Below are 15264 nucleotides of genomic sequence, written 5' to 3'. Positions count from 1 at the left end.
AGGTAATATTGGAACTAAAAGAGTATATTTTAATATTAAGAAAAAGGCTAATTTTAATTTCATCAATTACACTAATCTCAACATTAGCTGCTATAATACTTAGCTTCTATGTCATGCCTCCTGTATATAAAGCAACAACAACTCTTTTTGCAGGTCGTTCAAATAGTGATTCAAACAATGACAATATCCAAGCACTTTATAGCGATGTTCTTTTAGGACAACAACTTGTTAAGGACTATCGAGAGATTGCTGTATCAAGAAGTGTTCTTCAAAAGGTAATTTCTGACCTTAAACTTGATATGAAGCCAGAAGCATTACAGTCAATGATTTCAGTTAATCTCAAAAATGATACAAGGATACTTTCAATTGATATCGAAAGTACAGATCCTAAATTTGCTGCAGTTGTTGCCAATAAGCTTTCAGAGGTATTCATAGATGCGGTGCAGAAGATTATGAAGATTGAAAATGTTCAGATTGTTGATAAGGCAGTTATTCCGGACAAGCCCGAAAAACCAAAGAAAATGCTAAATACAGCCATTGCATTTATATTAGGTTTGATGGTAGGCGTTGGGATAGCCTTCTTCTTAGAATATCTTGATAATACCCTAAAAACACCAGAGGATGTTGAAAAATATCTTGAAGTACCAGTTTTAGCTATAATACCTGATATGGAAGAAGGAGGCAAAAGAAGATGAACCCATCAGATTCTTTAATTGCATTACATAATTCACGTTCACCAATAACCGAGACATTTAGAATGCTTAGAACTAATATCCAGTTTTCAAGTTTAGATAAACCAATAAAAACTATATTGGTTACAAGTACAATACCATCAGAAGGAAAATCAACAATAGCTGCTAATTTAGCTGTTGTAATGGCTCAAGCTGGAAGTAAAGTTATAATAGTTGATGCTGATCTAAGAAAGCCTAATGTTCATAAAATGTTTGGTGTTATCAACAAAGTTGGGCTTACTAATATTTTGGTTGAAAATAAAGAGCTTGAGCAAGTAGTAAAAAAAGATGGAGTTGAAAATTTAGATATCTTAACATCAGGCCCAATTCCACCAAATCCAGCAGAACTTTTATCATCAAATAAATTTGCGACATTTTTAGACACAATAAGACAAATGTATGATTATATAATAATAGACACACCGCCAAGCAGTTCATTAACTGATGCTGCTATAGTAAGTAGAATTGTTGATGGTGTTATTTTAGTAGCTTCAGCAGGGGAGGTTGATATTGAAGCTGTGCAAAGATCTAAAGAGAATCTCAAAAATGTAAATGCAAATATATTAGGAGTTGTATTAAATAAAGTAAAAAGAAAAACTTCAGGCTATTATTACTATTACTATAACTATTACTATTATTATAACGATGAAGGGGAAAAGGAACTTCGCAAAACAAAAAAGCGAAAGATGAGGGAGGAAAATGATAGATCTGCACTGTCATCTAATGCCTAACGTTGATGATGGAGCAAAAACATTAGATGAGGCAAGGGAAATAATAAAACTTGCTCAAAAAGAAGGCATCAAAGAGATATGTGTAACTCCTCATTTTAGCGACAGTGTAAAAGCAAATTATAATAATTTATATGAGGAGTTTTTGAGGGGATTAAATAACTTAGATGTTATACTACATAAAGGCTGTGAATATACATTAGATTCTGCACTTTATAATACTGACAATCTTATTACTTTAGCTAATTCAGATTATGTTTTGGTTGAGCTAAAAGATGGATATATATATGAATATACTATAAATCAACTATATAACCTTAGAATGAAAGGTTACCTTATTATTTTAGCTCATCCTGAAAGAACATTTATTGATGTAGACATAAGAAAGCTGAAAAAACTAAAGGATTATGAGATTTACTTTCAAATAACAGCAGGTAGTATAACAGGAAAATTTGGTGACAAAGTGAAAAAATATGCCTTTGAATTATTAGAAAGAGGCATGTGTGAGATTGTATCAAGCGATGCCCATTCTGCTGAAAAAACTACTTCAAAACATGGGCTTAATATGCAAGAGGCATATAAGGTTGTTTCCAAAAAATTTGGAGGTGATGTTGCTGATATTTTATTTATAGATAACCCCGAAAGGGTTATTACAAATAAACCCTTACTATCTATAGATAATTTACACAAAAGGGGATTTTTAAGTAAGATTTTTGGAGGGATGTAGATATGAAGACAAAAAAGAGAATAGTTAGTATTTTGGTATTAGTGGTATTTTCTTTATCAATAGTATCATTTGCTTTTGCACAAGGAGATACAGTTGCTACCCCAAATGCAAAGAGCATTATTGAAAAGATTGTTAATAGCTTAGCACAAAATAATCAAGGAACTAATGCTGCAGATGCTATAGCTCTTTATCTAAACAGTGGTAAAAGTGATATATTAACAGCTTTTAATACAGTTGCTTCAGGTGGTCGTGAGGTTAGATTAGAACAAAGCTTTGGATTAACAACAGCTTCAGTTAGTGCAATGATTGATTTTATGAAAAATACTTATGTTAAATCAGATTTAATTGATTTAATAGATGCAAAGAAGAACAATGCATCGAATTATGATTCGCTTAAAACAAATTTGGCTAATCAGCTCATTGAACAATATAAAACATATTTAAATAATGATATTAATAGAGTTAATACAATACTTGATAAAATAAATACTTATTTAGCAGTATCATCATTCAGTCCATATAAGCCAATATCATATGATAGCACAACTAAGAATTTCACATTAGATAATGCAAAAGTAGATCAAATGATTAATTTTTTGAATGATATCTTAGGTGATGATATTTCTGCTGATAGCAGCAAAACAGCAATAAAGACTGCTTTACAAGGTTTAGTATCTTCAATCAATACAAAGATGAACGATAACCAAAAACTTGGCGCAAACTTAATCCTTGATTTCTGGGGATTACTTTATACAACAACAGGTGGTAGCACAGGTGGAAATACAGGTGGTTCCACAGGTGGTACAACAACTGGCTCTACTGGAACTACAACAGGTGGAACAACAACAACAACCCCAACTACACCTACAAATATTCAGGAAGCTAAAGCACAACTTCAAGAGGCTGCTAAATCAGGAGACGTAAAGACTGCTGCAAATGCAATTACACAAACACTTAATGTTATTGAAACAAAAGTTACTGGTACAACACAACAAGAGATATTAACAAAAGTAAACGCAGCAATCGATGTTGCAAAAGAGGCATCAAAAACCCTTGCAGCTGTTATTACGAAAACAACAACACCAGAGGAGGTAAAAAGCTTAGTTACCTCAACCCTTGATGTATGGAATAAGGTATCAACTTCTATTACAAATGCTGATAATCTTTCAACTGTTCAGAAAACAGAGATAACAGAAAAATCAAAGTTTGAGCTTATGAATACAATGCTTTCTGCAATTAAAAACATAGCAGTAATTCCTGCTGTTACAGAAAGTGAAAGTGAAAATTCATATACTGTTTCTACAGATAAGTTAACTGCAGCAGATGCAAAACTTAGTGCGGTTTACCAAGCTTTTTCTAATATAAAGACAGCAGAAAACCAAAAGGTAATATCTTTAATCGGCAACGCATTGATGGTCAATGCAGTAACTGACAAAGATAAAAAACTCACTATTAACTTTGATGAAGCTGCTGTAAACAAGGTGAAATCAGAGGGCAAATACAGCTCAGTTGCTGTTGCTACAAAATATGGTTATGCTTTAGTTCCGCTTTCAAATATCAGTGGCGGTAAGCTTTCTATTGAAATTACAAAAACAACTGTCAATGCTCAAAACAATATTTCTGATGTAATAGATATAAAGGTTAATGTAAATGGAAATAATATAGATACATTTACAACAAACCCAGTTAAACTTGTATTTAACCTCAATAATAAGCCGCAAGATCCAGCGGTAGTTACAGCATTTAAGGTAAATGGTGATACAACAGAGATAGTACCTGGTATTTATGTTGAATCAACAAATTCATTTATAGCACTCAGAAAATCATTAAGTACTTACTACGTTGGAACATACACAAAGAACTTTAAAGATGTTTCAGCATCAGCGTGGTATACATCATATGTAAAAGAAGCAGTGGCAAAAGGCATTGTTAGTGGCTATCCAGATACAACATTTAGACCAGATAATTCTGTTACAAGAGCAGAATTTGCAAAAATGATTGTTCAAGCTCTTGGTATCTCAACAAAAGACCAAAGTGTAACTCAGTTTAGCGATGTAACAGAAAAAGATTGGTTCTATCCATATGTTGCAGCACTTTATAACCTTGGTGTTGTAAATGGAAGAAGTGCCAATAAGTTTGCTCCAAATGAAAAGATAACAAGAGAAGAAATGGCTAAGGTAGTTTCATTAGCATTGGTTAAAACAGGAAAGATTTCCGATGCTAATATAACAACTACTACATTTGCAGATAATTCAAACATTTCATCATGGGCAAAGAAATATGTAGCACTTGCTCAAAAGAATGGAATACTTGAGGGTATGTCAGATAACAAATTTGATCCAAAATCAAATACTACAAGAGCACAGGTAGCTGCAATAGCATTAAGAGCGTTTATAAAATAATAGCTTAAGATTATAATGCATGGGGTTTTAATAAAACCCCATGCAAATTTTAATATAAAGGATTGATTTTATGAAAAAACGTAGAAAAATCCTTCTTATTATTTCATTAACACTAATATTTCTCGCAGCCTTAATATTCTATGCTTTTGATAAAGCATTTAATGCAGTATTACCACCAAAAATTGTTAACGAAATATTAAACGATCCTGAAATTAAAAAGATTATTGAAGAAAGCTCAGATGTTATAAAAGATAAAAATATTGAAAAAGAGATAAATAAATTAGCTCAGAATAGTTTGGTTAATAATGAATCATCCAATGTTTCTAAAAATAATAACATAAATTCAAATAATAACTCACAACATAATAGTAGTGTTACAAAAAATAACAATGGCAGCACTAAAAATAATAATGCTAATCAAAACAATAGTAGCAAAACAAGCAGCACAGACAATAATAGCAGCAATAATATTAGTCAAAATAATGAGACAAACTATGTTGATATTTCTAAAACTAATTCATCTCAAGATATTAACAATAGCTCGAATAATAGCAAAAACGCAGATAGTAATTCAAAAAATACAAATTCAAATAGTACTAATAATATAGCTAATAATTCGAATAATAATAAAGATGACCAGATACAAAAGGATGTTGATAAAAACACAACAAATATATCAACTGCTGACAAGATGGAAGTGGTAAAAATAGTCCTTTCTGTTGTCACAAGGGCTGAAATTGAAGAGCTTTATAAGTTATACAAAGCTGGCAAAAAAGATGAGGCAATAGAAAGAGGTAAATCAATCCTAAAAGCAAGACTCACTCCAACACAAATAGAACAATTAAAAGCAATATATGAAAAGTACTATTAAAAATGCTACCATAAAATCTTATGGTAGCATTATTTTATATTTTATTTTTATAGACAAAAATTTAAAAATGGGTATAAATATAAATAGAATTGATAAAGGATTATGTAAAGCATGTTTAAAAGCAATAAAAATGATAAAAAAATAACAATATATAAAGATGCACTTAGAATAACACTTATATACACTATTATAGCAAGTTTATGGATATTTTTTAGTGATTCATTGCTTGGCAAAATTACAAAAGATATAAATGATATTAAATATATAAGTATGTATAAAGGCTTATTTTTTGTTTTTATTACATCAGCTCTTTTGTTTTTTTTAATAAAATCAAAACTTTTTGAAATAAACAAATCACATATAAAATTAGCTAAAAGCTATCAGAATCTTAAAAATACTCATCAAAAACTAATAATTATAAAAAAGGAACTGAATGAGCAATATAAAGCACTGAAAAGTAGCCACGAGAAATTAATAAGAAATGCATACTATGATTTTATTACAGGGCTTCCTAATAGAATTCTTTTCTATGAAATGCTTGAAGAAATGATAAATATTCATAAGAAAAATAAAAAAAGATTAGCAGTAATATATCTTGATATTGATAATTTTAAAACAATAAATGATATTGTAGGTCATATAAAAGCTGATAACCTGCTTAGAGAGTTTTCTCAAAAACTTTTGACTGTTATAAAAGATGGAGTATTTTTATCAAGAATAGGTGGAGACGAGTTTGGTTTTATTGTTCCAGAAATAAATGATAACATAGATATTGAGCACTGTTTAAAAAAGCTAAATGGGGTATTTAGAGGTGAATGGAAACTTGACAATTATGATTTTTTTATTAGCATAAGCATGGGTATATCTATATATCCTGATGATGCTTATGATGCTGCAACACTTGTTCAAAATGCAGACATAGCACTTAATAAAGCAAAAACAAGCGGGAAAAACAAATGGTGCTATTTTCAAAAGGAATTTAATGTTGAAATAATAAAGATAAACGAAATTGAAAATGGTTTAAGGCATGCACTTTCTAATAATGAGTTTTATTTGGTATATCAACCAATATATAAAATTTCAGATGAAAAAGTTAAAGGAGCAGAAGCACTTTTAAGATGGCAGCATCCACAAAAAGGCATGATTTCTCCTAATGATTTTATCCCAATAGCTGAAAACTCTGGTCTTATAATACCAATAGGAAATTGGGTTTTAAAAGACGCAAACAGGCAGATTAATGAGTGGAAAAGCTTATGTAGAGATGATTTTAGCATTTCAATAAATACATCAATTAAACAGTTTCAAGATAGTAGTTTTTTAAATATTATTAAAGAGTTTTCATCAGTTGGGCTATTAAATCCAAATAATATAAATATAGAGATCACAGAAACATCAGCAATGGAAGATGTTGAAACAACTATAAATGCTCTTTATAATCTTAAAGAATTGGGGCTTAAAGTTATTTTAGATGACTTTGGTATAGGTTATTCTTCATTAAACTATTTACAAACATTACCAATAGACATGTTAAAAATTGACAAATCATTTATTATGAGCATGATGGAAGCCTCAAAAGAAACAAAGATAATTAAAAACCTAATTGAACTTGCTCATGTTTTAAGAATTGAAGTGGTAGCAGAAGGTGTTGAAACAGAGGAGCAGTTTAAAATTCTAAAAGACCAAGGGTGTGATTATATACAAGGATATTTGATAAGTAAACCAATAAGTGCAGGGGAATTCAGAGATAAATTTTTGCCTAAAAAATCTCATTATGATGGCCAATAGTTAATAAAAGTATGATATTATTATTTTTATATTGCCATAGTAGTCTTATATCCATATTAATTCTACATTCAAAGACATTTTCGAGACCTTGAACCTTCTTTGTTCTTAAAGAAGGATGAAAAGGGTTATTAATTAATAAATTTAATTTATTATAGACTATCTTTTGTTCATTTTTGTTTAATCTTTTTAATTGTTTTTCAAAGTGAGTTGTTATTTCAATCTTATAATTCATTGAAGTTTATCCCCATATTTTTAAATGCCTCATCGACATTATTATATATTTTTGTTAAATTGCTTTTACTTTCTCTATTTGCCTTTGAAACAATTTTTGTAATCTTCCTAATCTTTCTTTTTGGATAAACAACTATTGGGACAAGAAATATACCACCGTCTTTTTCAATAATTTCAAATTTATCACCAGGTTTAAGACCCATTCTATTTATTAATCTATGAGGTAAAATTACTTGGGAATTTTTTTTAAGGACAGTAATAGACATTTTTGTTCACCACCATTGTTTTTAAATCTTTATTTTTATTATACCACAAAAATATCTATATTGACATTCCAATCTAAATTGTGGTAGAATATCAAAATGCATTAATATGGGTTTTTGTCTGCTTTTTCGATAATACAACTCTAAGTTACATTACAAAAAGAGCTTAATAGAATAAGCTATACAATTTATGTAAATAATAATAAAGATAAGGATTTTTTAAGAGGTGATTTAATTGGCCATACCAAAGCCAGTCCAGTACGGAAAAGCAAAAAGAATGAGTTATGGTAAGGTAAAAGAGGTATTGGATTTACCATATCTTTTGGAAATCCAAAAAAATTCATTTCAATGGTTTCTCGATGAAGGCTTAAGAGAGCTTTTAAAAGACATTTCCCCAATAAAAGACTATACTGAGAATTTACTTCTTGAGTTTATTGATTATTACTTTGATGGGGAACCCAAATACTCTATTCAAGAGTGCAAAGAAAGAGATGCAACATATGCAAGGCCGCTTAAAGTTAGAGTAAGGCTTATAAATAAAGAAACAGGAGAGATAAAAGAGCAGGATATATATATGGGCGAGTTCCCAATAATGACTGACAGCGGAACCTTTATTATAAATGGAGCAGAAAGGGTAATTGTTAGCCAGCTTATACGTTCTCCTGGAGCATATTTTTCATCACAGATTGATAAACAAGGAAGACGCATATTTGGTGCTACATTAATACCAAATCGTGGAGCTTGGCTTGAATATGAAACAGACACAACAGAACTTATATCAGTTAGACTTGATAGAACTCGTAAGGTTTCTTTAACAATATTACTAAAGGCTTTTGGACTTTACAATCACGACCTTATATTTAAAAAATTTGGTGAAGATGAAAGGCTTAAAGCTGCACTTGATAAAGAAGCAGCAAAGGGTGATTCAGGGAATCCAATAGACAATGCACTTTTAGAAATTTACAAAAGGCTAAGACCTGGTGAACCACCAAACGTAGAAAATGCAAAGAATCTACTATATAACCTATTCTTTGACCCAAAAAGATATGACTTAGCAAAGGTTGGAAGATATAAGTTCAACAAAAAATTAGCTATCTGGAAGAGGATATTTAATAAGAGAATTGCTCAAGATGTTGTTGATGAAAGAACAGGTGAGATTTTAGCAAAAGAAGGAGAACTTCTAAATAGAGAAACAGCACAAGCAATTCAAGATGCGGGTATTAATGAAGTTGAGATTTACATTGAAGAAGGAAGAAAGTTTAAGGTTATTGGAAACTATTTTGTTAGAATAGATAAATATGTAGACTTTGATGTTTCAGATTTAAATATACGGGAATCTGTATATCTTCCTGTTTTAAAAGAAATATTATCCGAAACAAATGACATAAATGAAAGAAAAGAACTTATTAAAAAGAGAATAAAAGAATTAGTTCCATATTGCTTAACAATTGATGATATATATGCAGCAACAAGTTATTTCTTAGGTCTTAAATATGGCATTGGGAATGTAGATGATATAGACCACCTTGGAAATAGACGTGTAAGAGCAGTAGGCGAGCTACTTCAAAACCAATTTAGAATTGGTTTTACAAGGATGGAAAGGGTTATAAGAGAAAGAATGACAACACAGGATATAGATTCTGTAACACCGCAAACCCTAATAAATATCCGTCCAGTTACAGCAACAATCAAAGAATTTTTTGGATCAAGCCAATTATCACAGTTTATGGATCAAGTTAATCCACTTGCAGCATTAACTAACAAAAGAAGACTATCTGCATTAGGTCCTGGTGGACTTTCAAGAGATAGAGCAGGGTTTGAGGTAAGAGACGTTCACCATTCACATTATGGAAGAATGTGTCCTATTGAGACACCAGAAGGTCCAAACATAGGTCTTATAACATCATTAGCAACATATGCAAGGGTAAATGAATATGGATTTTTAGAAACACCTTATAGAAAGGTTGACAAAAAAGAAGGAAAAGTTACAAATGAGGTTATTTTCCTTACTGCTGACGAAGAAGATACCTACAAAATTGCTCAAGCAACAGAGCCAGTAGATGAGGAAGGAAAGTTTATACATTCAAAAATAACTGTTAGATTTGGTGAAGACATTATAGAAGTAAACAAAAATGAGGTAGACCTTGTAGATATTTCTCCAAAGCAGATAGTATCAGTTTCAACAGCACTTATTCCGTTTTTGGAAAATGACGACGCAAACAGAGCACTTATGGGTTCAAACATGCAGCGTCAGGCAGTTCCACTTTTAATTACCGACTCACCAGTTGTTGGAACTGGTATTGAATATAGAGCAGCAGTAGACTCAGGAGTATGTATTCTTTCAAAGAAGGATGGAATTGTTGAGAAGGTTTCAGCTAACGAAGTTGTCATAAAAAATGATGATGGTACTAAGGATAGCTACCAAATACTTAAATTTAAGAGAACAAACCAAGGTACTTGCTTTAACCAAAGACCTATTGTTAAAAAAGGCGATAGAGTAAAAGCAGGTGAGGTTATAGCTGATGGTCCTTCAACTCAATTAGGAGAACTTGCACTTGGTAAAAATGTATTGGTTGCATTCATGCCATGGGAAGGCTATAACTACGAAGATGCTATATTACTATCTGAAAGACTTGTTAAAGATGATGTTTACACATCTATCCATATAGAAGAATATGAATGTGAAGCAAGAGATACAAAATTAGGGCCAGAAGAGATAACAAGAGATATCCCCAATATTGGTGAAGATCAAGTAAAAGACCTTGATGAAAGAGGTATTATACGTATTGGTGCCGAGGTAAAAAGCGGTGATATCCTTGTAGGTAAGGTTACACCAAAGGGCGAAACAGAGCTTACAGCAGAAGAAAGGCTTCTTCGTGCAATCTTTGGTGAAAAGGCACGAGAAACAAGGGATACTTCTCTTAGGGTTCCACATGGTGAAGGTGGAATAATAGTAGATGTTAGAGTATTCACAAGGGAAAATGGTGATGAACTGCCACCTGGTGTAAACCAGCTTGTTCGTGTTTATATAGCTCAAAAGAGGAAAATATCTGTTGGTGATAAGATGGCTGGTAGACACGGAAATAAGGGTGTTATCTCAAGGATACTGCCAGTTGAGGACATGCCATTCTTACCAGATGGCACACCAGTTGACATTGTTCTAAATCCTTTGGGCGTTCCTTCACGTATGAATATAGGACAGATACTTGAGGTTCACTTAGGATATGCCGCAAGGGCTCTTGGTTGGAAGGTTGCAACACCTGTTTTTGATGGTGCAAAAGAAGAGGACATAGAAGAAGCACTTTCAATGGCAGGTTTACAGCCAAATGGTAAAACAATGCTTTATGATGGAAGGACTGGAGAGCCTTTTGACAATGAGGTTACAGTTGGATACATGTATATGCTGAAACTTGCTCACCTGGTTGATGACAAGATTCATGCTCGTTCAACAGGACCATACTCACTTGTTACACAACAGCCACTTGGCGGTAAAGCACAATTTGGTGGGCAAAGATTTGGTGAGATGGAAGTTTGGGCTATTGAAGCGTATGGTGCTGCATATACATTGCAAGAGCTACTCACTGTAAAATCAGACGATGTTACAGGAAGGGTAAAGACTTATGAGGCAATTGTTAAAGGTGAAAATATACCAGAGCCAGGAATACCGGAATCATTCAAGGTTTTAGTAAAAGAACTTCAGAGTTTGTGCCTTGATGTCAAACTTCTTTCTGAAGAGAATGAAGAGGTTGAGCTTAAGGAATCAATAGATGATGATGAGCAAAGTCTTTCACCTTTTGATTTGGCAAGAGATAGAGAGGTTTCTGATGAAGAAGATATCTTAGAGGACTTTGAATCAAACGACAAGTTCTATGAAGAACTTATGAACGGAAAGGTTATTGACGTTGATTTTGGTGATGACGACCAATTTGATGAATAAAGCTTAGGAGGGTTTTAAATTGCAGGAGGTATTTAACTTCGATGCAATAAAGATTAGCCTTGCCTCCCCAGAAAAGATTAGAGAATGGTCTCGTGGTGAAGTAAAAAAACCTGAAACAATAAATTATAGGACATTAAAACCTGAAAGGGACGGCTTATTCTGTGAAAAGATTTTTGGACCAACAAAGGATTGGGAATGTCACTGCGGAAAATACAAGAAGGTAAAATACAAAGGTGTTGTATGTGACAAATGTGGTGTTGAAGTAACAAAATCAAAGGTTAGACGTGAGAGAATGGGGCATATTGAACTTGCTGCTCCAGTTTCTCACATTTGGTATTTCAAAGGTGTTCCAAGCAGAATGAGCTTGATTTTGGATATCACTCCAAGAAATCTTGAAAAGGTTTTATACTTTGCCTCCTATATTGTTACTGATCCGGGAGATGTTTCTGAGCTTCAGAAAAAGCAGATACTTACAGATAAAGAATATAGGGAATATAGGGATAAATACGGCGATAGATTTAAAGCCGGAATGGGTGCAGAGGCTATAAAAGAATTATTAAAAGAAATTGATCTTGATAAACTTTCAGAAGAATTAAAAAAAGAGCTTGATACTTCAAAGGGACAAAAACAGTTAAGAATTATAAAAAGACTTGAAGTTGTCGAGGCCTTTAGAAAATCTAATAACAGACCTGAATGGATGATACTAGAGGTTTTACCTGTTATACCACCTGAACTTAGGCCAATGGTTCAGCTTGATGGTGGAAGATTTGCAACATCTGATTTAAATGACCTTTATAGAAGGGTTATAAATAGAAATAACAGACTCAAAAGGCTTATTGATTTAGGTGCACCAGAGCTTATAATTAGAAACGAAAAAAGAATGCTTCAAGAAGCTGTTGATGCACTAATTGATAACGGAAGGCGTGGAAGACCAGTTACAGGTCCTGGGAATAGACCTCTTAAATCACTTTCTGACATGCTCAAAGGTAAGCAAGGAAGATTTAGACAAAATCTTCTTGGTAAGAGGGTTGACTACTCAGGACGTTCGGTTATAGTTGTAGGTCCACAGCTAAAGATTTACCAATGTGGTCTTCCAAAAGAAATGGCATTGGAGCTATTTAAGCCATTTGTTATGAAAAAACTTGTTGAAAGAGGAATTTGTTCAAATATCAAAAATGCAAAGAAAACAGTCGAAAAAGCAAGATCTGAGGTATGGGACATTCTTGAGGAGGTTATAAAAGACCACCCAGTTTTACTAAACCGTGCTCCTACACTTCATAGGCTTGGTATTCAAGCATTTGAACCAGTATTAATGGATGGTAGGGCAATAAGGCTTCATCCTCTTGTATGTACTGCATACAATGCTGACTTTGACGGTGACCAGATGGCTGTGCATGTTCCACTTTCATCAGAGGCACAAGCTGAAGCAAGATTTTTGATGCTTTCTGCCAACAATCTTTTAAAGCCTCAAGATGGTAAGCCTGTTGTTGTACCAACTCAGGATATGGTACTTGGGTGTTACTATCTTACAATGGAAAAGAAGAATGACAAAGGTGAAGGTATGGTATTTGCTTCACCAGAAGAAGCAATACTTGCCTATGACCATAAGGTTATAGCTCTTCATGCAAAGATAAAGGTTCGTGTGCAGAAAGAGATTAACGGCAAGTTAGTTAAAGATATAATAAATACTACTGTTGGGAAGATAATATTCAACCAGGCTATTCCGCAAGATTTAGGATTTGTTGATAGAACAAAAGAAGAAAACTTACTAAAACTTGAGATTGATACACTTGTTGATAAGAAGATGTTAGGCAAGATTATTGACAAGTGTATAAAAAAATATGGAATGACAAGAACTGCAGAGATTCTTGATAAAGTAAAAGAGCTTGGTTTTAGATTTTCAACATGTGGTGCGATGACAATTTCAGTTTCTGATATGGAAATTCCTGAGATAAAAGAAAAGATGATAGCAGAAGCTGATAGCGAAGTAGATAAAGTAGAAATGCTTTTCAAACGTGGTCTTATATCTGATGGTGAACGATATGATAAGGTTATAGCAATTTGGAATGAAACAAAAGAAAAGATTACAACAGCATTGATTGATAACCTTGATGAGTTTAATCCAATTTATATGATGGCAAACTCAGGTGCGAGAGGGTCAAAGAATCAGATAAGCCAGCTTGCAGGTATGAGAGGTCTTATGGCTAATCCATCAGGTAAGACAATTGAGATGCCAATTAAATCAAACTTCAGAGAAGGTCTTGACGTTTTGGAATTCTTCATATCAACACATGGTGCAAGAAAAGGTCTTGCTGATACTGCACTAAGAACTGCAGACTCAGGATACTTAACAAGAAGGCTTGTTGACGTTGCACAAGATATAATTGTTAGAGAAGAGGACTGCGGAACAGATAAAGGTATTTGGGTATCAGAAATAAGAGATGGGAATGAAGTTATTGAAACACTTGAGGATAGAATTACCGGAAGATATGCCATGATGGATATTACAGACCCTCAAACTGGTGAAAAGATTGTTTCTAAAAATGAACTTATTACAGATAGTCTTGCCAAAAGAATTGCTAATGCCGGAATTAAAAGTGTATATGTAAGGTCTGTTCTTGAGTGCAAGACTAAGGTTGGTATATGTGCTAAATGTTATGGCCTTGATATGGCAACAGGCCTTCATATAAACGTAGGTGAAGCTGTTGGTATAATTGCTGCACAAGCTATTGGCGAACCTGGAACACAGCTTACAATGAGAACATTCCATACAGGTGGTGTTGCAGGAGAAGATATCACTCATGGTTTGCCTCGTGTTGAGGAGCTATTTGAAGCAAGAAAGCCAAAAGGTGTTGCAATAATAAGTGATATAGATGGAAGGGTAACAGTTGTAGAGGACAAAAAGAGAAAGGTTATTGTAGAAAGCGAAAATCCAAATGGTGAACATGAGGTTTCAAGAAAAGAATTTGAGATTCCATTTGGTGCAAGACTAAAGGTTCAAACAGGTGATTATGTAAAAGCAGGTGACGAGCTTACTGAAGGTTCATTAAATCCTCATGACCTACTTAAGATTAAAGGACTCAAAGATGTTCAAGGCTACCTTATAGCTGAGGTTCAAAAGGTTTATAAGATGCAGGGTGTTGACATAAATGACAAGCATATTGAGATAATAATTAAGCAAATGATGAAGAAAGTAAAAGTAGAGGATCCAGGTGATACAGATCTACTTCCAGGTGAGATTGTTGATATTAATAGATTTATGGAAGAAAATGATAAAGCAGAGATAGAAGGAAAGAGATTTGCACTTGGAAGAAGGGTATTACTTGGAATAACAAAGGCTGCACTTTCTACCGAATCATTCTTATCTGCTGCATCATTCCAAGAAACAACAAGGGTTCTTACAGAGGCAGCTATAAAAGGTAAAGTAGACCCACTTATTGGTCTTAAGGAAAATGTTATAATAGGTAAATTGATACCTGCAGGAACCGGAATGTCAAAATACAGAAACATTTCACTTGATAGTGAAAAAATTATATGAGCCAATGGGTGAGCCAATGGGGACTGTTCTCGTTGGCACATCCATTTGCAA

Annotated in this window: 10 protein-coding genes; 8 read left to right on the top strand and 2 right to left on the bottom strand. The window is 33.1% G+C overall.

What is annotated here, in order from left to right; translation table 11 throughout:
* The first annotated feature begins 8 nt into the window (after positions 1–8).
* The 6 genes from ACAG39_07210 (at position 9) to ACAG39_07185 (ending at position 7244) form a co-directional block, all read left to right on the top strand.
* Complete coding sequence (locus tag ACAG39_07210; GenBank protein MEZ0537029.1) at positions 9–695, top strand: YveK family protein; 687 nt, start codon at positions 9–11, stop codon at positions 693–695.
* Positions 692–1462, top strand: a complete 771-nt coding sequence (locus ACAG39_07205; GenBank protein ID MEZ0537028.1) for a CpsD/CapB family tyrosine-protein kinase — start codon at positions 692–694, stop codon at positions 1460–1462. Before ACAG39_07210 ends, ACAG39_07205 begins: the two co-directional genes overlap by 4 nt.
* On the top strand, positions 1431–2186 hold the full coding sequence (locus ACAG39_07200) for a tyrosine-protein phosphatase (GenBank protein MEZ0537027.1): 756 nt from the start codon (positions 1431–1433) through the stop codon (positions 2184–2186). The genes ACAG39_07205 and ACAG39_07200 overlap by 32 nt, the downstream gene beginning before the upstream one ends.
* Positions 2187–2188: 2 nt before the next feature.
* Positions 2189–4588 (top strand): S-layer homology domain-containing protein, encoded by a 2400-nt coding sequence (locus ACAG39_07195; GenBank protein ID MEZ0537026.1) that lies wholly within the window; start codon positions 2189–2191, stop codon positions 4586–4588.
* A 70-nt stretch (positions 4589–4658) separates the two neighbouring features.
* Positions 4659–5459: a hypothetical protein gene (locus ACAG39_07190; GenBank protein MEZ0537025.1), complete on the top strand. Its 801-nt coding sequence runs from the start codon at positions 4659–4661 to the stop codon at positions 5457–5459.
* 111 nt (positions 5460–5570) lie between these two features.
* Positions 5571–7244 (top strand): putative bifunctional diguanylate cyclase/phosphodiesterase, encoded by a 1674-nt coding sequence (locus ACAG39_07185; protein MEZ0537024.1) that lies wholly within the window; start codon positions 5571–5573, stop codon positions 7242–7244.
* Here ACAG39_07185 and ACAG39_07180 read toward each other — a convergent pair.
* Entirely contained in the window at positions 7216–7476 is a 261-nt protein-coding gene (locus tag ACAG39_07180) for a type II toxin-antitoxin system YafQ family toxin (protein MEZ0537023.1), read from the bottom strand. The genes ACAG39_07185 and ACAG39_07180 overlap by 29 nt on opposite strands.
* On the bottom strand, positions 7466–7741 hold the full coding sequence (locus tag ACAG39_07175; GenBank protein ID MEZ0537022.1) for an AbrB/MazE/SpoVT family DNA-binding domain-containing protein: 276 nt from the start codon (positions 7739–7741) through the stop codon (positions 7466–7468). Before ACAG39_07175 ends, ACAG39_07180 begins: the two co-directional genes overlap by 11 nt.
* A gap of 232 nt (positions 7742–7973) precedes the next feature.
* Here ACAG39_07175 and rpoB point away from each other — a divergent pair, with 232 nt between their 5' ends.
* Positions 7974–11675, top strand: coding sequence for a DNA-directed RNA polymerase subunit beta (rpoB, locus tag ACAG39_07170; GenBank protein MEZ0537021.1), 3702 nt, complete (start codon positions 7974–7976; stop codon positions 11673–11675).
* Positions 11676–11694: 19 nt separating this feature from the next.
* Entirely contained in the window at positions 11695–15213 is a 3519-nt protein-coding gene (gene rpoC, locus ACAG39_07165; protein MEZ0537020.1) for a DNA-directed RNA polymerase subunit beta', read from the top strand.
* Positions 15214–15264: the final 51 nt, after the last annotated feature.

The organism is Caldicellulosiruptoraceae bacterium PP1 (assembly GCA_041320695.1).
Classification (GTDB): domain Bacteria; phylum Bacillota; class Thermoanaerobacteria; order Caldicellulosiruptorales; family Caldicellulosiruptoraceae; genus JBGGOQ01.
This window is presented reverse-complemented; position numbering and strand designations above follow the sequence as displayed.

Excerpts from the sequence above, each read along its gene's own strand:
- ACAG39_07180 (MEZ0537023.1), bottom strand. The coding sequence starts at position 7,476 with ATGAATTATAAGATTGAAATAACAACTCACTTTGAAAAACAATTAAAA.
- ACAG39_07190 (MEZ0537025.1), top strand. The coding sequence starts at position 4,659 with ATGAAAAAACGTAGAAAAATCCTTCTTATTATTTCATTAACACTAATA.
- ACAG39_07195 (MEZ0537026.1), top strand. The coding sequence starts at position 2,189 with ATGAAGACAAAAAAGAGAATAGTTAGTATTTTGGTATTAGTGGTATTT.
- ACAG39_07200 (MEZ0537027.1), top strand. The coding sequence starts at position 1,431 with ATGATAGATCTGCACTGTCATCTAATGCCTAACGTTGATGATGGAGCA.
- ACAG39_07205 (MEZ0537028.1), top strand. The coding sequence starts at position 692 with ATGAACCCATCAGATTCTTTAATTGCATTACATAATTCACGTTCACCA.
- ACAG39_07175 (MEZ0537022.1), bottom strand. The coding sequence starts at position 7,741 with ATGTCTATTACTGTCCTTAAAAAAAATTCCCAAGTAATTTTACCTCAT.
- ACAG39_07185 (MEZ0537024.1), top strand. The coding sequence starts at position 5,571 with ATGTTTAAAAGCAATAAAAATGATAAAAAAATAACAATATATAAAGAT.